Raw genomic sequence first — 17,591 nt, 5'->3', positions numbered from 1 at the left:
GCACGCGCAGTCTGGTGGATAATAGAAAGTGAAGGGTAGAAACATGCACCAGGACAAGGGCGAAAGGAGCTGGATATGGCGCGCGTCAACGATGTAGCTCGTTACATTCTGGAAAACGTTGATTCTAGTGTAAGCACTATGAAGCTCCAGAAGCTCGTTTACTACGCCCAAGCATGGAGTCTCGTGTGGGATGAAAAGCCCTTGTTCAATTCCCGCATAGAGGCATGGGCTAACGGTCCTGTTTGCCGTGACCTTTATAGGTGCCACCGCGGAGAATTCACCGCGAGCACTGACATGTTTCCCGGTGACTCTACTCAGTTAACTGCAGATGAGAAAGACACCATTGATGCAGTCTTAGCTGCTTATGGTCACTTGAACGGTCAGCAGCTGAGCGATTTGTCTCATAATGAACGTCCGTGGCGCGAGGCGCGCGTGGGCGTTGCAGATGGCGCTCCCTCCACGAACGAAGTCAGCCTAGAGGTCATGCAAGACTTTTACAGTGCCATGCAATCCGCGGCTAGCGCATAACGATGGGCAGCGGAAAGCGTAAGAAAAAGAAGCTTGCGCGCCAAAGGAATAACGCTGGTGGAAAGTACGTGCCCCCGCTGGTTGCCACGGCTGACGATAAAAAGGTTCCGGTGAGCGCAACACAAGATGCCTCATATAAGAACGAATTAGTTCGTTGGACGGCTAGGGAGATAGATGAGGTTCCTGGCGATGGTGACGGACGCCGATGGGATTTGAGTGCCAACGAGACAGTGGAACTACTTAAGTTCCTTGATGATCTAACTAAGAAGACTTGGGCAGAGTGTGAAAACGAAGGAGCCCAGGGGCACCGGCGCAACCATGATCACGCAATCAACGAATTGAGTAAAGCTGCGCAGAATCGACTACGACAGCTAGACCAAAATGAAGAACGAGTCTTCCGTTTTAGACTGAGTGGTGCCTGCCGGTTGTGGGGGTTCCGCTCAGGAAGCCTGTTTCGTGTGCTCTGGTATGACCCGGAGCACAAGGTTTATCCGGTCGAAAAGCGACACACATAACTGGAGCGGCTCCAGCCTTCCGATTGCTGACAGCTTTGTTGAAGCCCTTAGTTCTGATGACCGGACCTTTTGGAGGGGCGTCGCCAAGCATTGCCCGTTCCTTTGCTGCACCGGTTTATCGGGACGGCGTTGGTGGCGGTGTTAAAACTGTGGCAAACGAGTTTAAAGTTTCGCGTGTTGCATCTGTTACTCATGTTGTTAAAGCGGTAGTGTGGCGCGCATGAGCCATGCACGTCGCCTTGTTACCGCCGCCGTTACTGCCGTAGCGGCCGTGGCACTGTCCGTATCCACCGCCGTTGCCATCCCGTCCACCGCACCTTCCGGTGTGGATGTCTCCGGAAATAACCACGCGTCCCTTCGCGGAATCGATTGGGACGCTGTGAAGTCTGATGGCCAGTCCTATGCCTTTGTGAAGGCCACTGAAGGCGTTGGGTTTGTTAACAACCACTTCGTACGCGATGCCAATGCTGCCGCAGCGGCTGGACTGAAGGTCGGCGCTTACCACTACGCGCGCCCGGCTGGTGACGCCAAGCAGCAGGCGGCCAGCTTTGCCTCCCAGATTGCACTGGTGCCGACGCAAACCTTGCCGCCGGTGCTCGACATTGAGGTCGATGAGGGCCTGAGCACTGCTCAGCTGGAGGAGTGGATCGACACCTTCATGACTGAGGTAAAGACCTTAACCGGCCGCACGCCGATGCTGTACACCTACAAATACTTCTGGATGGGCCAGATGGGCAATTCCACACGCTTCTCCGAGTACCCTCTGTGGCTGGCCGCCTACCAGGACACCGCGCCGGACCCAGTCGGCGGCTGGGACAAGTTGGCCTTCTGGCAGCGCTCCGGCAGCGGCCGCGTTGCCGGTATCGAAACCGATGTTGACATGAACCTCTTTAACGGTACTGAGGCACAGCTGCAGTCCTTCTCCGGCGGCAATTACATCGACTTCGGCGGCATCTTGGATGACATGGTCATCCCGGGTATTGACCTAGGCGACGACGCCGGCGTGCTGATCGCTGGAATCCTGGCTCTGGCAGCGGGTGCTGTGGCCGTGCCGGCCGTCGCCGATGCCGCCAAGAACGCGGGGCTCGATGTCGATGCGACCGGACTCATTGAGCAGGCGGAAAAGCTGCTTAACGACGGCGCCATTAGCACCGATGACCTCAAGGACATGGCCAACAATGACGCCAGCATCGGCGATCTAGCCATCTTCCTGGATAACGCGCAGCACCTCCAGGACGTTGACGCCGATAACGTCAGCCAGCAGGACGTGGAAAATGCTGACCGCGCCGCACGCAGCGCTGGTCACGCCGCAGGCGTTGCGGTGCCTAATCTCGACTCCAAGCAAGTGGCGGATCTGCTCAATAGTCTGCGTTAATCGCTACGCGGTGATGGGGCGTCGTGGCGCGGATTAGCCTCCTTGAAGAAGCGGCGGGTCCAGGACTCGTCGCGAAAGTGCGCGGGCACCGCACCGGACAGCAGCGGTTTAGCAAGCGCGGCGGCTTGCGGGGAGCCGTCGACAGGCAGCTCGGTGTCTGAGCCGATGAGGATGATGTTGCCGTAGCGCCGGCCTTTGAGCATGGGAGGGTCGGCAATAACGGCAACGTGTGCAAAGACTTCTGCCATTCCGGCGAGTTCTGCCTTCGCCCCTTGCAGGTCGGAGTGGTCACCGCAGTTGGCAACGTAAAGACCACCAGGTGACAAGGTGGCGTGGGCGTGCTGGAAGAACTCTTGGGTGGTGAGAGGCTTTGGCGTGACGGCGCCGGCGAAGACGTCGCGGATGATGACGTTGAAGCGATTCGGAGGGAAGCCTTCCGTCACCGCGCGTGCCTCACCGGCGCGGATTTTCACGCGGGGAGCGGCAGGGATATCGGCCAGCTCACGGATGAGCTCGGCCAGTTTCGCGTCGAGCTCTACCACCGTGTTGTGGGAATCCGGCCACAGGTCTGCGAAGTAGCGGGGGAGAGAACAGCCACCGCCGCCCAGGTGGAGCAGGCGCTTGCCGGGCGCCAGGTTCTCCACCGCAGCGGCAATCCAACGCATGTACTCGAATTCGAGGGTACGTGGGTCTTCGGGGATGAGGTGTGAGGAGGGCACGCCGTTGATGTTGAGGATGAAGGCGCCATCGCGGAAGGGGTCGGCTTCGACGACAAGCTCCCCCGTGGAAATCTCGTAGGTGCCCGCGATTGAATCGGTCTTGTTGCGCTTTCTTCCCATAATGCCTTTTAGCTTAGGGAATAGAGCGTGAGTTCAGTGTGTTGGGGTATGGGGTACACCGCGACTAGCCTAAGTGGACGAAAGAAGGAAGAAGGGGAAAGCATGCGAGTATTGGTAGCCATGTCCGGCGGCGTCGATTCCTCGGTCGCCGCGGCACGCGCGGTGGAGGCGGGCCACGACGTCATTGGTGTGCACCTGGCCCTGCACAAGGATGCACAGCAGACACGTGAGAAGGCACGCGGTTGCTGCTCCTTGGAGGACTCCGCCGATGCCCGCCGCATTTGCGACAAGCTCGGCATTCCTTTCTACGTGTGGGACTTCTCCGAGGAGTTCAAGGAAGCCGTCATCGGTGATTTCGTGGACTCCTATGCCCGCGGCGAGACCCCGAATCCGTGCCTGCGCTGCAACGAGAAGATCAAGTTCGCAGCCCTGCTCCGTAAGGGCATGGCGCTGGGCTTCGATGCGGTGGCTACGGGCCACTATGCCACTATCGACGCCGACGGCTACATGCGCCGCTCCCTGGATGAGAACAAGGACCAGTCTTATGTGCTGGGTGTTATTACCAAGGAGGAGCTGGACCACTGCTTCTTCCCGATTGGTGATACCCCGAAGCCGCAAATCCGCGAGGAGGCCAAGCGCCATGGTTTCTCCACGGCGGCCAAGCCGGACTCCTATGACATCTGCTTCATCCCGGACGGCAATACCCAGGCCTTCCTGGGGCGTTCCATCGGCCTGCGCCCAGGCATGATCGTGGACACCGAGGGCAACGAACTCAAGGAACACGATGGCGCGTGGAACTACACCATCGGCCAGCGCAAGGGCCTGGACATCAAGACGCCGACTGCCGACGGCTCCCCGCGCTACGTCACCGACATCGACGCGGCCACCGGCACCGTCACCGTCGGGTCGCGCGCAGACCTGGCCGTGACCCGCATCGAGGCCGACCGCCTAAAGTACCTGCACCCAGCGATGGAAGGTGACTTCGACTGCGAGGTGCAGGTGCGAGCCCACGGTTCCGTCGTTCACTGCTACGCTCACGTGGACCGTGAAGCCGACCGCATGACGCTGGACCTGAAGGAGCCTCTTTCCGGTGTGGCTCGTGGCCAGGCTGCCGTGCTCTACCTGCCGAGCCCGGACGAGCTAGGCGATATTGTCCTGGGCTCCGGCACCATCTGCGGGACCGAGTAGTTTAGCGAAGCACACAGTCAGCGATGAGTCGATCGAGTGCCCGAATATCGACTTTGGGCCCGATGTTGATTTTGAAGTGGCCAGCTCGTGTCCAGAGCTCCAGTTCAGCATTTACGTCTAGGAGCTTTCCAGCATTCTCCGTCGACCACATATTAATGGAGGAGTAAGGGAGAGAATAGATTTCGACTTTCTTTCCAGTGAGACCTTGAGAATCTCGGATAATCAATCGGTGGCTAGTGAAGACGGCTGCGTCTCGGACAGTTTTAAATGCGCAAATGGGCTTTTCGTTGGCTGCGAGAACTGACGGAATGTCGCTCGGAATCTCGCAAGGAGAATAGAAGGTCCAGCCAGAAAACTGTTCAAGTGCCACAGGAGTATCCTTTACCTCTTCGACTTAGTGGTTTGTGAATTGCATTATAAATGTCGCCGTAGTCTTTGATTCGGTATTAAAAGAAAAAATTCGGAAGGAGATGAGATGACGGGATTCGCCCTTGGCCCCATGCCCGGTACCTCCATCGCGGAGGCCGCGGACATCATCATGGGGGAGACCGAACTTCCTGCCATCCCGCAGCTGCCCGAGCGTGGGCTGGGCTCCGATGCGGTGGGCCGCACCGCCGGCATGCTGGAGGCCATCTCCATCGACCGAGGCCCGCGCTCGTGGCGCATGACGGCGCGCCCGCAGCTGCTGACCCGCCGCACGTGGGACCGCTTGGAGCGCGACCTCGACGAGGTCCAGGAAGTCTGGGGCGAAACCGTGCCCCGCGTCAAGGTGCAAGCACTCGGCCCGTGGTCGCTTGCGGCCAGCATTGAGCTTTCCGACGGCCACCGCGTTCTCACCGACCGCGGCGCCTTTAACGAGCTCGCGGAGTCACTTCTCTACGGAGTCCGTGTCCACGCCGCGGATGTCGCGCGCCGCTTCCACGGGGAGGTCGCTATCCAGCTCGACGAGCCCCTGCTTGCCGATATCATCGCCGGCCGCGTCCCTGGCACCACAGATTTCGATACCATCCCGGCGGTCCCGGATGAGGTCGCGCTCGACCTCCTACAATCCTTCGAAGCAGACTACCTACACGCCCCACCGCTGTGGTCGCTAGCGCCTGCTGCCACGACCTTCCTCACGGATTTCCGCGGTCTGGAGACCCCGCGTCACCTTGATGGCTTGGGCGAACACCTTAACGCGGGCCACCGGATTGGTCTGGGCATTGAAGGTTCCGATGCCCGCGCGGAGGCTATCGCGTTGGCCCGGCACCTCGACCGCATCGGCATGCCACGCGACCTGCTCGTCGACCGTTTCGACGTCTATCCCGTCAAGGCCTCCGCCAGATCCCTGCGCTCGGCAACCGAGACCGCCGGCATCCTCACTCGCGATGCCGGTGACCTTTAGTCAACTCGCCCCAAGCTATCCGTCGTGGTGAAGTAGGCCTCCATATACGGGATAACGAACTGGAGTTGGCCATGGGCGGTGGGTTCGATGAGGTCGGCGTCGATAAGCCTTTGGCGTGTGGCCGACAAGGAGCGCACCGTCCGGTCCTGGTGCGCGGCGATGTTCTTGATTTCTGCCGTGCCGTCCTCCATGACCGCGCTCATCGCCTCGAGGAAGAGGCGCTGGGCCGGTGGAAGCGAAAGGGTAGCGGGCTGGTGTACCTGGGCGCCCAAAACCGAGATAGCCTCGGCTGACACCGCTGCGACGTCACTCTCCTCGATACTGCTCCCACCCTCGCGCTGCGCCTTTCCCCAAGCCAGTGAGCCCACCAGCTGCACCATGTAGGGGTAGCCGCGCGACAGGCGCACCGCCGCTGCAACCGCATCATCGGTGAACTCGAGCCCGGACTGTGCGGCGGTCTCGGTGAAGGCCACCTCGGCGTTCGCGGGGGAGAGCGGGCCCAGAACGAACTTCTGCGCGCGGCGTAGGAAGGTTACACCCGGCAGGTCCAGCAGGCGGTTGACGCCTTGTGGAAGGCCCGCGGCGACAATAGCGACGTCGAGCTCATCGCGCACCAAGTCTTGGTAGGTCACGGCCAGGGAAGTTAGGTTCTCGGCGTCTGCGTCCTGCACTTCGTCGATGGTGAGCAGCACGCCAGTGCCTTTGAGCATGCCTAAAAGCTCGCGCAGGCGGGTGTTGAGCGTGGGTTTATAGGCTTCCTCGGTGTTGTGCTGGATGCCGATGGTTGCCACACCACCAATGCCGACACGGTTGACCTTGTGCTTGTCCGCCGGGGCCAGCTTGTCCATGATGCGCGGGATGGTGGTGTCAACGAGCTCGTCAACCATGGAGCTGCGTCCCGAGGCTCGCAATGTGATCCACCCGCGACTAGAAGCGATATCTTCTATCTCGTTGAGCAAGACCGTCTTGCCGATACCGCGGGCACCGCTGATGATGAGCGAGCGGCCCGGGCTGCCTGGTTGGGAGTCAAGCGCTGCGCGGAAGGTGTCGAGCACTGCCGTGCGGCCGACCCAGAATAGTGGTGGAACGCCGAAGGTGGGGCGGAAGGGATTCTCGTGCGGGGACATAGCCTCATCCTAGAGCATTGGGAGATTTGGGAGACTTTTTAAACTCGGGAGATTTGGGAGACTTTTCTGAGGGCGGCGACTAGGGAGACCAACGATCTCCTTAGTCTTCTATGTGTCTCGTCCGGCGCGGATTGCGGCGATGACGTCGAAGTCTCCCTTCACATCGATAGGTGCACGCTGGGAGAGTTCGGCCGCCTTTTCTTCGATGGATTTTCTGTTTGCGGTAAATGGGGACGACGCGACCCTGGTGAGGATGTTGCGCACGTAGTCTTCGAGGGAAACACCAGCGGTAGCGGCGCGGTGCTGAAGGGTTGCGATGGTTGTACTGTCTACGTCCTGGATTTCAACGGTGCAGGTAGGGGAGGAGCTCATAGTCCTATCGTACGGGAGCTTCTTGACCAGCGTCTGTGCCGCTAGATGGTTGCACGGCCTGCCAAGCTACCGCGCCGATGTGTAGCGAGCAGGCTGCGACAAGGGCGTACCACCAGCCAAAACTGACCGAGGTATGCCAGGGCATGGCGTAGCCGATGAAGAGTATGGTGAGGATCGTAATCGTCGTGGTGCCAATGCTTTGAGCAATGGAATGGGGCTTTCTCAGGGCCTTCCATGCGGCCCAAAGCTCCGAAGCGGTGATGACTGCGAGCGCTACGGTGAGGAACATGGTTACTCCTTAAGATGCGAGCTCGTCGAATAGAGCTTGGGCAAGGTCTTCGGTGCCGGCAAGGGAATCGTTGTTGGCGAAGGCGGCGCGCTTGGTCTCTGGTTCGATGATGAGCATGGTCGAGTAACCGTAGGTGCCGCCGTTGTGCCAGTACCCAGCATTGTCCTTGCTGGGAGGCTGCCAGCCGTAGTCGATATCGCCGTTCTTCATAAACCACTCAGCGAATTTGGCCATGTCACTCGCCGTGGAGCGGATCGCCCCCGCGGGTGCGGAGCCTTCCATCTCCCAGGGTTCAGCATGGCGGCCGGTGGCGGTAAGTCCCCGTGGAGCGTCGGCAGGCACAGAGCCCGGCGTCATGAGGTAGGTCTCTGTCATGCCAGCTGGCTCGAAGATGCGCTCCTTGAGCATCTGCTCATAAGGCTGCCCGGCGGCGGTCTCTAAAATATGACCCAAGAGCCCGTAGCCAAGGTTGGAATAGGATTCTTCGCCGCGGTCCTTTAGCTCGGCCTTCGTGGCAGCGTCCACGATGTCCTCTACGGTCTCACCTTCATAGGGATTCGAACCGGTGATCGTTGAGGCGAAAAAGCTGAGGACGTTCGCTTTGGCGACGGCGGGTAGTCCAGAGGTGTGGTCGAGCAGCTCCCTTACGGTGACGTCAGCGACGGGTGCATCGCCGACGTCAAGGACCTCGCCCACAGTGGTGTCAGTTCTCAGCTTTCCCTCTTCGACGAGCTGGTGGGCCAGCTCGCCGGTAAACATCTTGGTGACGGAACCAATTTCGACCTCCGTGTGCTCGTCGCTGCCCAGTCCTGCGAAGGTGGCCTTGCCGTCCTGGAGGGTAAAGGCGGTGAGGTTGTGGAAGCCGGACTCTGAGTGCTGTTCCAGCTGGGTGGCTAGGTTTTCGTCGCCAGTCTTGTCTTGTGCCAGCGTAATTCTCTGTGGGCCTGCGACAAGCAGGACGGCGGCAACGGCAGTAGCAGTGATGACGGCTAAGACAATTTTGCGCATTAATGGTCCTCGCTTGCGGTGATAATGGTGAGCAGGGGAATAACGCGGGGCGGGCGGATGGAGTATTCGCCGCCAGACTTCGTGGTCCAGCCCGCATGAGTTAGAGCGCTCAAGTGGTGGTAAGCGGTGCCGGTGGAGGAGACGATGTTTTCTTCGACAAGCTCGGCGGCGGTGGCGGGTGCGGCGAGGAGGCGGCGGAGGATTTCGCCGCGGACGGGATGAGCCAGCGCGGAGAGACGCTCGAGGTTCTCCGCCCAGCTCTCATCGGTAACGAACGTGGTGGGGCGCTGCCATTGGTAGGCGTACGAGCGCTTGCCGACGTTTATGTTGCCGCCAAAGATGACGGAACCGTCGGGAAGCTGCTCGTTGGGTGCGAGGGCGTCGACCAGCCAGTAGGTCGAGTCTTCTTCAGTGGTGGTGGGTGTAGGTCTGGCGTCGGCAGTGTTCGTGCGCCCCTCGAGCGCGGCGACGCGCGCTTCAAGCTCGGCGAGGCGTGCTTCGACTGTTGTGTCCATGGAATCTAGAATTCCAGAAATCTAGAAACCTGGCAAGGCTTAGTTGAGGATTGGGTACTGGAGTTAAGAAATCATCGGCCACGCGGTGGAGACATCCGAGGCATCCCGACCGCGTCCTTCCAGGTACTTCTTGAAGGACTCGCGGTCCTTGTACCACTCGACGGCCTGGTATTCCATGAGCTCGTTGGTGTCCATCTGTGCTAGCTCGGGGAAGTGCTGGCGCACCTGCTTCCAAGCGACGCGGGCGGCCGCGAGGGCGTCGGCAGTAGCCTCATGCGCGTTGCTCAGCTCCACGCCGTAGTGGGCAGAGACCTCCTCCAGGGTGCGCTTGCCCTTGCGCCACTTGTCCTTCACCCGGTCGATGACGAAAGGATCGAATACTGGGCCGTTCACCGTGAAGTCCCCGGTCAGCGCGCGCAGTACAGAGAGATCGTAGGCGGCGTTGTAGACAATGAGCGTAAGACCTTCCTCCCAGGCCTGGTAGATGGCATCGACCGTCTCCTTGAGGACTTCGTCGTGCGGGCGACCCTCCGCGCGGGCCTTCTCAGTAGTGATGCCGTGGATCTTGGCGGCCTCCTCGGGGATCTCCACTCCGGGGTCAGCGAGCATTTCCCGCTTATCTACCTCGCGCCCGTCGATACGAACCAGGGCAGAGGTGACGATGCGGGCTTCTTTGGGCTTTACGGAGGTGGTCTCGAGGTCGAAGGAGAGCATACGGGTGGCGTCGAAGTTCATGGACAACACTCTAGCGCCCGGCTCGGACATGCACTGTGGAAGTCCTGCAGAATGACGGATATAGAACTGCAGAATGACGATCAATATCTTGCAGAATGACGGACAAAGCCTTGCAGAATGACCAACTGCAGGTAGAGTGCTATTTATGGAACGGTATATTAGACGCGGTATGGAAGGTTTTGCCCGAGAAGCATTGACCTTCTCACCCGTTGTCCACGTCACGGGCGCACGGCAGGTTGGCAAGTCGACGTTGACAAGGCATCTCGGCCTTGAACGTGCTGTGTATGTAACGCTGGATGATCCCGCTGCTCTCTCACTAGCGGAAGAGGATCCGATGACCTTTGTGCAGCAAGGTGGTGACGCAACGCTGATTATTGATGAAATTCAGCGGCTTCCCGAGCTCACACTGCCGTTAAAAGCCGAGGTGGATAGGAACCGCCGGCCAGGTCGATTTATCATTACTGGTTCATCAGATTTTGCTCGGGGAGTGGGTAAGAAGGATTCCCTTGCAGGAAGAATTATTGATCTCCATTTGCACCCACTGAGCCAACAAGAAATTTGTGAAACCGTCAGTGACGGCGCCTTTGTAGATAGGCTCGATGAGCTCGTCGAATTGCCTGTGCGTTCTGTTCCTACGGAACAAGTAGATCGAGCTGGCTTGGTGGACAAAGTGCTGAAGGGCGGCTATCCGGTTGCATTAGAGCTGCAAGATCGGATGCGCCGAGCTTGGTTCGAGTCTTATGTTTCACATGTGACGGTGATTGAAGAAACCCTATCCCGGGAAAGCGCACAGCCGGGAAGGTTGCAATCGTTGTTGCGACTACTCGCAGCACATCAGGCGGGGGAGTTAGTTCCGGCGAAGCTCGCACGTGAAGCGGAAATCCCAGCGTCCACTGTCCGCTCCTACCTCGATACATTGTCAAGGCTGTTTCTTTCCTCACAGGTGAAAGCGTGGAAATCAAATCTGACGTCGCGAGAAATATCCAAGCCCAAAAGTTGGGTCACTGATTCCGGTCTGGCTTCCTGGTTAGCGGGGCAAACTCGAGACATGCTCATGAATCCGCTGGTGCAGTCGCATCTAGGGCATTTAGTGGAAGGGTTTGTCCTTCAGGAACTTTCTGCCCAGCAGGGTTGGGCTGAAAGTCAGCATCAGCTGCTCCACTGGCGTGATAGTGCCGGGATGGAAGCGGATGTTGTCATCGAATTCGCGGACAATAGCATCGCTGCGCTTGAGGTTAAATCCGGTGCGACAGTCAAGGCAGGACAGGTTCGGCATTTGCGTGCACTGAGCGAGAAACTAGGGCCCCGTTTCCGTGGAGGATTTGTCTTGGCTCCGATTCCCTATGTGCAGCCCTTGGGAGACAAACTTTGTGCGCTACCGATGTCATATTTGTGGCGTGGATAGGACGTTTGGCCAGGAACATGCTGTGTCCGGCAGCCCCGCTACACTAGTGACTCGTGAGTGATGCAGTAGATATCCAACGCGAATGGTCCGAGCTTGCCCAGGAAGTGCGCAAGCACCGCGAGCTGTACTACAACGGCGAGCCGGCGATCCCGGATGCGGACTTTGACGCCCTTTTCCAGCGCTTGCTGGCGCTGGAAGCGGAACACCCGGAGCTTCAAACTCCGGATTCGCCTACCCAGCAGGTGGGCGCTGCCCCGGAGGGCGCCGTTGACATCGAGCACCTGGAACGCCTGTACAGTTTGGACAACGTTTTTAGCGCTGACGAGTTGCAGGACTGGCTGGACCGCACCCCGGCAAAGGCCTATCTCACCGAGCTCAAGATTGACGGTTTGTCCATCGATTTGGTCTATCGTGACGGCAAGCTTGCCACGGCCGCCACGCGTGGTGATGGTCGCGTGGGTGAGGACATCACTGCTAATGCGCGTGTTATTCCCGATATCCCACGTGAGCTGACGGGCAGCGAAGAATACCCGGTTCCCTCCCTGGTAGAGGTCCGCGGCGAGGTGTACATGCGCCCGGATGAATTTGAGGAAATTAACTCCGCACGCCGCGAGGATGGTAAGCCCACCTTTGCCAACCCCCGCAACGCGGCCGCGGGCGGACTGCGCATGAAGGACCCGGAGGACGTCAAGAAGCGCCGGCTCCACATGGTCTGCCACGGCATCGGCGCGCGCGAAGGATTCCAACCAGCCTCGCAACACGACGCCTACCAGGCCTTGGAGGCATGGGGATTCCCGGTGTCGCCTTATACCCAGCGGGTCACCACCACCAAGGAGGTTCAAGAGCGCGTGACCTACTGGGAGGAACACCGCCACGATGCTTACTTCGAGATGGACGGTCTCGTCATCAAGGTCGACGACCTGGCCAGCCAGCGCTCCTTAGGAGCGACTTCACGTGCGCCACGTTGGGCCATCGCGTATAAGTACCCACCGGAGGAGGTCACCACCAAGCTTCTTAACATTGAGGTCGGTGTCGGTCGAACGGGGCGCGTGACGCCTTTCGCCATCATGGAACCAGTCTTTGTCTCCGGCTCGACGGTTTCCATGGCCACCCTGCACAACCAGTTCGAGGTCAAGAACAAGAACGTCCTCATCGGGGACACCATTGTCATCCGCAAGGCCGGAGAGATCATCCCTGAGGTTCTCGGCCCCGTCCTAGACAAGCGCGATGGCAGTGAGACCGATTGGGTCTTCCCGGAGAACTGCCCTGCATGCGGCACGAAGCTGGCACCGCAGAAGGAAGGCGACCAGGACTGGCGCTGCCCGAATACCCGCAGCTGCCCAGCGCAGCTGGCGGCGCGTCTGGAGTATTTGGCCTCCCGCAAGGCGCTTGACATTGGTGAGCTGGGGGAGAAGGCGGCGGCGGACTTGATTTCTTCCGGAGTGCTCGTGGACGAGGCAGAACTCTTTGATCTCGATGAAGAAGCACTCCTTAAATCCTCGGTCTACACCACCCAGAAGGGCGCGCTCAACGCCTCGGGCAAGAAGCTGCTGGAGAACCTCAAGACCGCCCGTCAGGCTGAGTTCTGGCGAGTGCTCGTAGCGCTGTCCATCCGCCACGTTGGCCCCATTGCCGCGCGTGCGTTAGCCACGCGGTTCGGCTCCATGGAGGCGCTGCGCGCGGCATCGGTGGAGGAGCTGGCGGATACTCATGGCGTGGGTGGCATCATCGCGGAATCCTTTAAGCAATGGTTCGAGGTGGACTGGCACGACAACATCGTGCAGAAGTGGACCGCCGCCGGGGTGACCATGGAGGAAGAATCCAGCGATAAGCCCGCGCAAACGCTGGAGGGAATCACCGTGGTGGTGACCGGAACCCTAGAGAACTACAGTCGCGATTCCGCTAAGGAGGCCATCATCTCCCGTGGCGGCAAGGCCTCCGGGTCGGTGTCGAAGAAGACCAACTATGTCGTCGTCGGAGAAAACGCCGGTTCAAAGGAACAGAAGGCCCGCGACCTTGGCTTGACCATCTTGGATGAGGAAGGCTTCAACCGCCTCCTTGAAACGGGCGAGGCATGAAGTTAGCCGCCTTCGACCTGGACGGCACTATCTACTTTGATGGCCACATGCCCGAAGACGTGCCGGAGGCGATTGCCGGTTGGCGCGCTGCGGGCAACCTTGCTGTCGTGGCCACGGGCAAGTCTCCTCATTCTGCTCGGCGTGCACTAGAGCCTTTTGGCGTTGACTTTGACTACTACCTGCTCTGCAACGGCACCGTCATCATGGATGGCTCTTATGAGTTGCTCTACGAAAACCATGTACCGCCCGAGGTGGTTCGTGCCGTGTATGAGCGGGTGCATGACACACCAAAGCTCGACCTCTATTGCACACGTTTGACAGGCCCGGACGGCTACCTCGTGCGCAACGTGGCGGGCGTGCACAACCCCATCATCAGTGAGCCCGTGCCGGTCCCGCCGTCACGCATTGAGGAAGAGGTCTTCCCGCTTGTTGCCGCCTGGACCCCGGGCAACCCAGACCTGCAGAGGAAGATCGCGCAGTGGGTCACGGACCGCTTTCCGGTAGGTACCGCGATGAACCGCAACTTCTTCGACATCATGCCGCCCGGTCACGACAAGGGCTTTGCCTTGACTTGGCTGCTTCGTCACCTGGAAGTTGAGCGCTCTGACATTGAGCTCATCACCTTCGGGGACGGGCACAATGACCTGCCCATGCATGCGCTTGCCGACGTCTCCCTCACCTTCCCCTGGGCACAACCCGACATCCACAAGGCGTGCACCGCGGTGGTGGACTCAGCCGTTGAAGGTCTAATACACTACGGTTCATGAAGATTGCGGCTTTAGACATGGATGGCACTGTTTACGTCAACGAAGACATAACAGAGGCCACACAAAAAGCCATCGCTGAGTGGCGTGCCGCAGGCAACTTGGCCGTCTCCGCGACGGGCAAGTCCATCGCCAATGCGCGCAACACACTCGAACCCTTCGGCGTGGAGCTGGACTACCACGTGCTCTACAACGGGACAGTCATCACCGGCGGCGACTATTCCATCCTGCACGAGGAGCATCTGCCGAGTGAGGTTGTGCAGTCCATTGTCGCTCGTTTCACCGGCCTGCCGTTGAATATCTACCTCACAGGCTTGTCTGGAGCCGACCAGGTAGCGTGGGATGGCCTCGCAGGACGCGAGTCCTCCATGGTGGCGAATACGGAAGTGGTGGATCCGGGGGACGTCGCCAAGCGCAGCACTGTGTTGTTGTCCCTGTGGATCCCTGGCAACCCTGAGCTGCGCCGCGAGGTGGACGAGTGGGTCCGCGAGAATTGTGCCGTCGAATCATCCTTTAACTGCGATTTCTACGACATCATGCCACCTGGCCATAACAAGGGTGAGGGCTTGACGCGGTTGCTTGATCATCTCGGCCACGAAAAAGCTGAACTCTACACCTTCGGCGATAGCTTCAATGATCTCTCGATGCACTCCATCGCCACCGAGTCCTTCACGTTCCCGGGAACGCAGATCACCGAAGAGGTGGACCACGTGGTCCCCGATGTCGCCGCGGGACTCAACTCGTTGCTTGCCCGCTAAGTAAGAAACGCACCCAAGATGGCACCCAAGTCACCCAAGTGCTCAACTTCGGAGGCGAGGTAATCGGGTCCACCAACGCGGCCCATCACCACCACGTAGTTCGTTCCCACGAGGGGAGCAGCGGCCAGCGCGGATTCGATGAGCGTCCAGGATTCCGGGATCCATGTGTCCTTCTCGGGATTGAGCACGCGAGCCGTTGTGATGTTGAGGTCGGTGGGGATCGAGCCGTCGTCGGCAGGCGCGGCGTCTGAGGCGGCGATGCGGCTGATCTTCTCGTCGTTCGCAATAACAACGGCCCAATTGGACGTCAGCGCCTTGGGGATGGCGGCGCAGACTTCGCTCATTGCGGCCGTCACGTTGCGTTGTGCGGCAACCTTGGCCAGCACGTGGATTTGCCCGCGGCGGTCGACGCGACCGCTGAAGGGGCGAATGGAGTCGACCTCGACTCCTTCCACTGTCTGTGCTGCCGTGATGATCTCATCCGCCATGGTGGACTGGGGGAGATCCAAGACGATGTCATCCATGACCGTACCGTCTGGGAAATTCTCCACAATGTCGACGGAGCGGATATTTGCCTCGATGCTGCCCATCGCGTTGGCAAGGAGGCCAAGGCTGCCGGGGGTGTCAGGGAGAAGGACACGGACGAGGTACGACATATCGTTCTTTCTGGGGAAGGTGAATAAGTAGGGAGGGGATATTTGGCTTTCTAACTCGATCGATGTTACCCAACCTGTCGAATACTATTCAATAGTATGAGCTTCACTTAGGGGAGGAGTGGTGGTGGCGCGGCAACAGCTGTGCAGTACCATGGGTGCTTAGCTATCAACCGTCTCAATGAATAAAAGGATGGAGTTCGCGTGTCTGATATTTCGCGTGACGAGGTCGCGCACTTGGCAAAGCTGTCGCGATTGGCCCTGAGCGAGGAAGAACTGAAGCAGTTCGCCGCGCAGATCGACGAAATCGTGGACTCGGTGTCCGCGGTGGGCAAGGTCGAGGCTGAAGGTGTGGAGCCAATGTCGCACCCGCACTCCGTACATGCTCCAATGCGTGAGGACGTTATTGTGCGCACCCTCACCGCCGAGCAGGCCCTGGACCAAGCGCCGGCAGCTGAAGATGACCGCTTCATGGTTCCGCAGATTCTGGGTGGAGGAGACGAATAAGAATGGCACAATTCATTGCGCCCACCGAGGGCATTACCGCACTGACCGCCGCCGAGCTGGCTGAGAAGATTCACTCCCGTGAGCTCACCTCCCGCGAAGTTACTCAGGCATTCTTGGATCGCATCGCGGAGACCGATGGCGAGCTCAACGCCTTCCTCCATGTTGGCGCGGAGGAAGCACTGGCGGCTGCCGACGCCGTCGATAAGTCCCTCGACGCCGGCGAAGAACCCGCCTCTGCCTTGGCTGGCGTGCCGCTGGCGCTCAAGGATCTGCTCGTTACTACCGACGCCCCCACGACCGCCGCCTCCAAAATGCTGGAGGGCTGGGTGTCACCTTATGACGCCACGCTGGTGACCAAGCTGCGCGAGGCAGGTATCCCGATTCTGGGTAAGACGAACCTCGATGAGTTCGCAATGGGTTCCTCCAATGAGAACTCCGCCTACGGTCCAGCCCACAACCCCTACGACACAGAGCGCACTCCGGGCGGCTCCGGCGGCGGCACTGCTGCGGCTCTTGCCTCGGGCCAGGCCCCGCTGGGTATCGGTACTGACACTGGTGGCTCGATCCGCCAGCCTGCTGCACTGACCAACACCGTTGGTGTCAAGCCGACGTACGGCACGGTGTCGCGTTACGGCCTCATCGCAGCTGCAAGCTCTCTGGACCAGGCAGGTCCGACTGCCCGCACGGTTCTGGATACCGCACTGCTGCACGAAATCATTGCTGGACACGATTCTTTTGATGCCACCTCCGTGGATAAGCCGGTTGCCCCGGTAGTCGCCGCCGCTAAGGAAGGCGCCAATGGCGACCTTTCCGGCGTCAAGGTTGGCCTGATCAAGCAATTCGAGCGCGACGGCTGGCAGCCGGGCGTGATGGAGGCCTACCACGCTGCGGTTGAGCAGTTGAAGAACCAGGGCGCGGAGATCGTCGAGGTTGACTGCCCGCACTTCGACGATGCACTAGCTGCGTACTACCTCATCATGCCGTGTGAGGTCTCCTCCAACCTGGCCCGCTTCGACGGCATGCGCTACGGCCTGCGTGTGGGCGATGACGGAACCCACTCCGCGGAAGAGGTTATGTCTCTGTCCCGCGCTGCTGGCTTTGGTCCTGAGGTTAAGCGCCGCATCATGCTGGGTACCTACGCGCTATCCGTCGGATATTACGACGCCTACTACCTTCAAGCACAGCGTGTGCGCACCCTCATTGCACAGGACTTTGAGCGCGCTTTCGAACAGGTCGATGTCCTTGTTTCCCCGACCACGCCGACCACGGCCTTCAAGCTGGGGGAGAAGGTTGAGGATCCGATGGAGATGTACAACTTCGACCTCTGCACCCTGCCGCTGAACCTTGCCGGCGTGTGCGGCATGTCTGTACCCTCCGGCTTGGCGTCTGACACCAATCTGCCGACCGGCCTGCAGATCATGGCTCCGGCGTTCAAGGATGACCGCCTGTACAAGGTTGGTGCCGCCTACGAAGCAGGGCGCAAGTAGCGCACAGAACTGCACCTTGTAGTGCTCCTCAGCCGGTGACCTTTCACGGAAACGTGGGAGGCCG

General features: G+C 59.7%; 20 protein-coding genes. 11 read left to right on the top strand and 9 right to left on the bottom strand.

The window, feature by feature from the left end; translation table 11 throughout:
- Nucleotides 1–75 precede the first annotated feature (75 nt).
- The 3 genes from QP999_RS07165 (at nt 76) to QP999_RS07155 (ending at nt 2,418) form a co-directional block, all read left to right on the top strand.
- Nucleotides 76–528, top strand: a complete 453-nt coding sequence (locus QP999_RS07165) for a Panacea domain-containing protein (protein WP_070525225.1) — start codon at nt 76–78, stop codon at nt 526–528.
- A 2-nt stretch (nt 529–530) separates the two neighbouring features.
- On the top strand, nt 531–1,043 hold the full coding sequence (locus QP999_RS07160; protein ID WP_070563051.1) for a hypothetical protein: 513 nt from the start codon (nt 531–533) through the stop codon (nt 1,041–1,043).
- 220 nt (nt 1,044–1,263) lie between these two features.
- Nucleotides 1,264–2,418 (top strand): glycoside hydrolase family 25 protein, encoded by a 1,155-nt coding sequence (locus QP999_RS07155; RefSeq protein ID WP_070624916.1) that lies wholly within the window; start codon nt 1,264–1,266, stop codon nt 2,416–2,418.
- Here the strand turns inward: QP999_RS07155 and QP999_RS07150 are convergent.
- Complete coding sequence (locus QP999_RS07150) at nt 2,415–3,257, bottom strand: spermidine synthase (protein WP_284847976.1); 843 nt, start codon at nt 3,255–3,257, stop codon at nt 2,415–2,417. The genes QP999_RS07155 and QP999_RS07150 overlap by 4 nt on opposite strands.
- Before the next feature lie 102 nt (nt 3,258–3,359).
- Between QP999_RS07150 and mnmA the strand changes: the two genes are divergently transcribed.
- Complete coding sequence (gene mnmA / locus QP999_RS07145; RefSeq protein WP_284847975.1) at nt 3,360–4,445, top strand: tRNA 2-thiouridine(34) synthase MnmA; 1,086 nt, start codon at nt 3,360–3,362, stop codon at nt 4,443–4,445.
- Nucleotide 4,446: 1 nt separating this feature from the next.
- Here the strand turns inward: mnmA and QP999_RS07140 are convergent, their stop codons facing one another.
- A complete protein-coding gene (locus QP999_RS07140; protein ID WP_070525234.1) occupies nt 4,447–4,815 on the bottom strand; it encodes a PH domain-containing protein in 369 nt (122 codons plus the stop codon).
- Between the two features lie 105 nt (nt 4,816–4,920).
- Here QP999_RS07140 and QP999_RS07135 point away from each other — a divergent pair, with 105 nt between their 5' ends.
- The gene (locus tag QP999_RS07135) at nt 4,921–5,829 is read left to right on the top strand and encodes a uroporphyrinogen decarboxylase/cobalamine-independent methonine synthase family protein (protein ID WP_070525236.1); all 909 of its coding nucleotides are present in this window, start codon (nt 4,921–4,923) and stop codon (nt 5,827–5,829) included.
- Here QP999_RS07135 and QP999_RS07130 read toward each other — a convergent pair.
- The 6 genes from QP999_RS07130 to QP999_RS07105 all read right to left on the bottom strand — a co-directional run bounded on the left by QP999_RS07130 (nt 5,826) and on the right by QP999_RS07105 (nt 9,875).
- The gene (locus QP999_RS07130; RefSeq protein WP_070525238.1) at nt 5,826–6,956 is read right to left on the bottom strand and encodes an ATP-binding protein; all 1,131 of its coding nucleotides are present in this window, start codon (nt 6,954–6,956) and stop codon (nt 5,826–5,828) included. The two genes, QP999_RS07135 and QP999_RS07130, sit on opposite strands and share 4 nt — an antisense overlap.
- Before the next feature lie 108 nt (nt 6,957–7,064).
- On the bottom strand, nt 7,065–7,328 hold the full coding sequence (locus QP999_RS07125; protein ID WP_070525241.1) for a FitA-like ribbon-helix-helix domain-containing protein: 264 nt from the start codon (nt 7,326–7,328) through the stop codon (nt 7,065–7,067).
- A gap of 4 nt (nt 7,329–7,332) precedes the next feature.
- Entirely contained in the window at nt 7,333–7,617 is a 285-nt protein-coding gene (locus QP999_RS07120) for a hypothetical protein (RefSeq protein WP_070563058.1), read from the bottom strand.
- Between the two features lie 9 nt (nt 7,618–7,626).
- Nucleotides 7,627–8,625 carry a serine hydrolase domain-containing protein gene (locus QP999_RS07115; RefSeq protein ID WP_070563061.1) on the bottom strand — a complete coding sequence of 333 codons (999 nt, stop codon included), beginning with the start codon at nt 8,623–8,625 and terminating at the stop codon, nt 7,627–7,629.
- The gene (locus tag QP999_RS07110; protein WP_070563064.1) at nt 8,625–9,140 is read right to left on the bottom strand and encodes an ArsR/SmtB family transcription factor; all 516 of its coding nucleotides are present in this window, start codon (nt 9,138–9,140) and stop codon (nt 8,625–8,627) included. The genes QP999_RS07115 and QP999_RS07110 overlap by 1 nt, the downstream gene beginning before the upstream one ends.
- Before the next feature lie 63 nt (nt 9,141–9,203).
- Entirely contained in the window at nt 9,204–9,875 is a 672-nt protein-coding gene (locus tag QP999_RS07105; RefSeq protein ID WP_070563067.1) for a 3'-5' exonuclease, read from the bottom strand.
- A 145-nt stretch (nt 9,876–10,020) separates the two neighbouring features.
- Between QP999_RS07105 and QP999_RS07100 the strand changes: the two genes are divergently transcribed.
- The 4 genes from QP999_RS07100 to QP999_RS07085 are packed head-to-tail and all read left to right on the top strand — an operon-like array spanning nt 10,021 to nt 14,880.
- Complete coding sequence (locus tag QP999_RS07100) at nt 10,021–11,280, top strand: ATP-binding protein (protein WP_070525251.1); 1,260 nt, start codon at nt 10,021–10,023, stop codon at nt 11,278–11,280.
- 53 nt (nt 11,281–11,333) lie between these two features.
- Entirely contained in the window at nt 11,334–13,358 is a 2,025-nt protein-coding gene (ligA, locus tag QP999_RS07095) for an NAD-dependent DNA ligase LigA (protein WP_070684290.1), read from the top strand.
- Nucleotides 13,355–14,125 (top strand): HAD family hydrolase, encoded by a 771-nt coding sequence (locus tag QP999_RS07090; RefSeq protein ID WP_070624922.1) that lies wholly within the window; start codon nt 13,355–13,357, stop codon nt 14,123–14,125. Before ligA ends, QP999_RS07090 begins: the two co-directional genes overlap by 4 nt.
- Nucleotides 14,122–14,880 carry an HAD hydrolase family protein gene (locus QP999_RS07085; protein ID WP_070525254.1) on the top strand — a complete coding sequence of 253 codons (759 nt, stop codon included), beginning with the start codon at nt 14,122–14,124 and terminating at the stop codon, nt 14,878–14,880. The genes QP999_RS07090 and QP999_RS07085 overlap by 4 nt, the downstream gene beginning before the upstream one ends.
- Here the strand turns inward: QP999_RS07085 and QP999_RS07080 are convergent.
- The gene (locus tag QP999_RS07080; protein ID WP_070624924.1) at nt 14,877–15,536 is read right to left on the bottom strand and encodes an ACT domain-containing protein; all 660 of its coding nucleotides are present in this window, start codon (nt 15,534–15,536) and stop codon (nt 14,877–14,879) included. The genes QP999_RS07085 and QP999_RS07080 overlap by 4 nt on opposite strands.
- Nucleotides 15,537–15,737: 201 nt before the next feature.
- Here QP999_RS07080 and gatC point away from each other — a divergent pair, with 201 nt between their 5' ends.
- Nucleotides 15,738–16,040 carry an Asp-tRNA(Asn)/Glu-tRNA(Gln) amidotransferase subunit GatC gene (gene gatC / locus QP999_RS07075; RefSeq protein ID WP_070525257.1) on the top strand — a complete coding sequence of 101 codons (303 nt, stop codon included), beginning with the start codon at nt 15,738–15,740 and terminating at the stop codon, nt 16,038–16,040.
- Between the two features lie 2 nt (nt 16,041–16,042).
- Nucleotides 16,043–17,527: an Asp-tRNA(Asn)/Glu-tRNA(Gln) amidotransferase subunit GatA gene (gene gatA, locus QP999_RS07070; protein ID WP_070597056.1), complete on the top strand. Its 1,485-nt coding sequence runs from the start codon at nt 16,043–16,045 to the stop codon at nt 17,525–17,527.
- Nucleotides 17,528–17,591: the final 64 nt, after the last annotated feature.

The sequence above is a fragment of the Corynebacterium sp. MSK004 genome, from assembly GCF_030232515.1.
GTDB classification, from domain to species: Bacteria; Actinomycetota; Actinomycetes; order Mycobacteriales; family Mycobacteriaceae; genus Corynebacterium; species Corynebacterium hesseae.
This window is presented reverse-complemented; position numbering and strand designations above follow the sequence as displayed.

Excerpts from the sequence above, each read along its gene's own strand:
- QP999_RS07165 (WP_070525225.1), top strand. The coding sequence starts at position 76 with ATGGCGCGCGTCAACGATGTAGCTCGTTACATTCTGGAAAACGTTGAT.
- QP999_RS07160 (WP_070563051.1), top strand. The coding sequence starts at position 531 with ATGGGCAGCGGAAAGCGTAAGAAAAAGAAGCTTGCGCGCCAAAGGAAT.
- QP999_RS07155 (WP_070624916.1), top strand. The coding sequence starts at position 1,264 with ATGAGCCATGCACGTCGCCTTGTTACCGCCGCCGTTACTGCCGTAGCG.
- QP999_RS07150 (WP_284847976.1), bottom strand. The coding sequence starts at position 3,257 with ATGGGAAGAAAGCGCAACAAGACCGATTCAATCGCGGGCACCTACGAG.
- mnmA (WP_284847975.1), top strand. The coding sequence starts at position 3,360 with ATGCGAGTATTGGTAGCCATGTCCGGCGGCGTCGATTCCTCGGTCGCC.
- QP999_RS07135 (WP_070525236.1), top strand. The coding sequence starts at position 4,921 with ATGACGGGATTCGCCCTTGGCCCCATGCCCGGTACCTCCATCGCGGAG.
- QP999_RS07130 (WP_070525238.1), bottom strand. The coding sequence starts at position 6,956 with ATGTCCCCGCACGAGAATCCCTTCCGCCCCACCTTCGGCGTTCCACCA.
- QP999_RS07125 (WP_070525241.1), bottom strand. The coding sequence starts at position 7,328 with ATGAGCTCCTCCCCTACCTGCACCGTTGAAATCCAGGACGTAGACAGT.
- QP999_RS07120 (WP_070563058.1), bottom strand. The coding sequence starts at position 7,617 with ATGTTCCTCACCGTAGCGCTCGCAGTCATCACCGCTTCGGAGCTTTGG.
- QP999_RS07115 (WP_070563061.1), bottom strand. The coding sequence starts at position 8,625 with ATGCGCAAAATTGTCTTAGCCGTCATCACTGCTACTGCCGTTGCCGCC.
- QP999_RS07110 (WP_070563064.1), bottom strand. The coding sequence starts at position 9,140 with ATGGACACAACAGTCGAAGCACGCCTCGCCGAGCTTGAAGCGCGCGTC.
- QP999_RS07105 (WP_070563067.1), bottom strand. The coding sequence starts at position 9,875 with ATGAACTTCGACGCCACCCGTATGCTCTCCTTCGACCTCGAGACCACC.
- QP999_RS07100 (WP_070525251.1), top strand. The coding sequence starts at position 10,021 with ATGGAACGGTATATTAGACGCGGTATGGAAGGTTTTGCCCGAGAAGCA.
- QP999_RS07090 (WP_070624922.1), top strand. The coding sequence starts at position 13,355 with ATGAAGTTAGCCGCCTTCGACCTGGACGGCACTATCTACTTTGATGGC.
- QP999_RS07085 (WP_070525254.1), top strand. The coding sequence starts at position 14,122 with ATGAAGATTGCGGCTTTAGACATGGATGGCACTGTTTACGTCAACGAA.
- QP999_RS07080 (WP_070624924.1), bottom strand. The coding sequence starts at position 15,536 with ATGTCGTACCTCGTCCGTGTCCTTCTCCCTGACACCCCCGGCAGCCTT.
- gatA (WP_070597056.1), top strand. The coding sequence starts at position 16,043 with ATGGCACAATTCATTGCGCCCACCGAGGGCATTACCGCACTGACCGCC.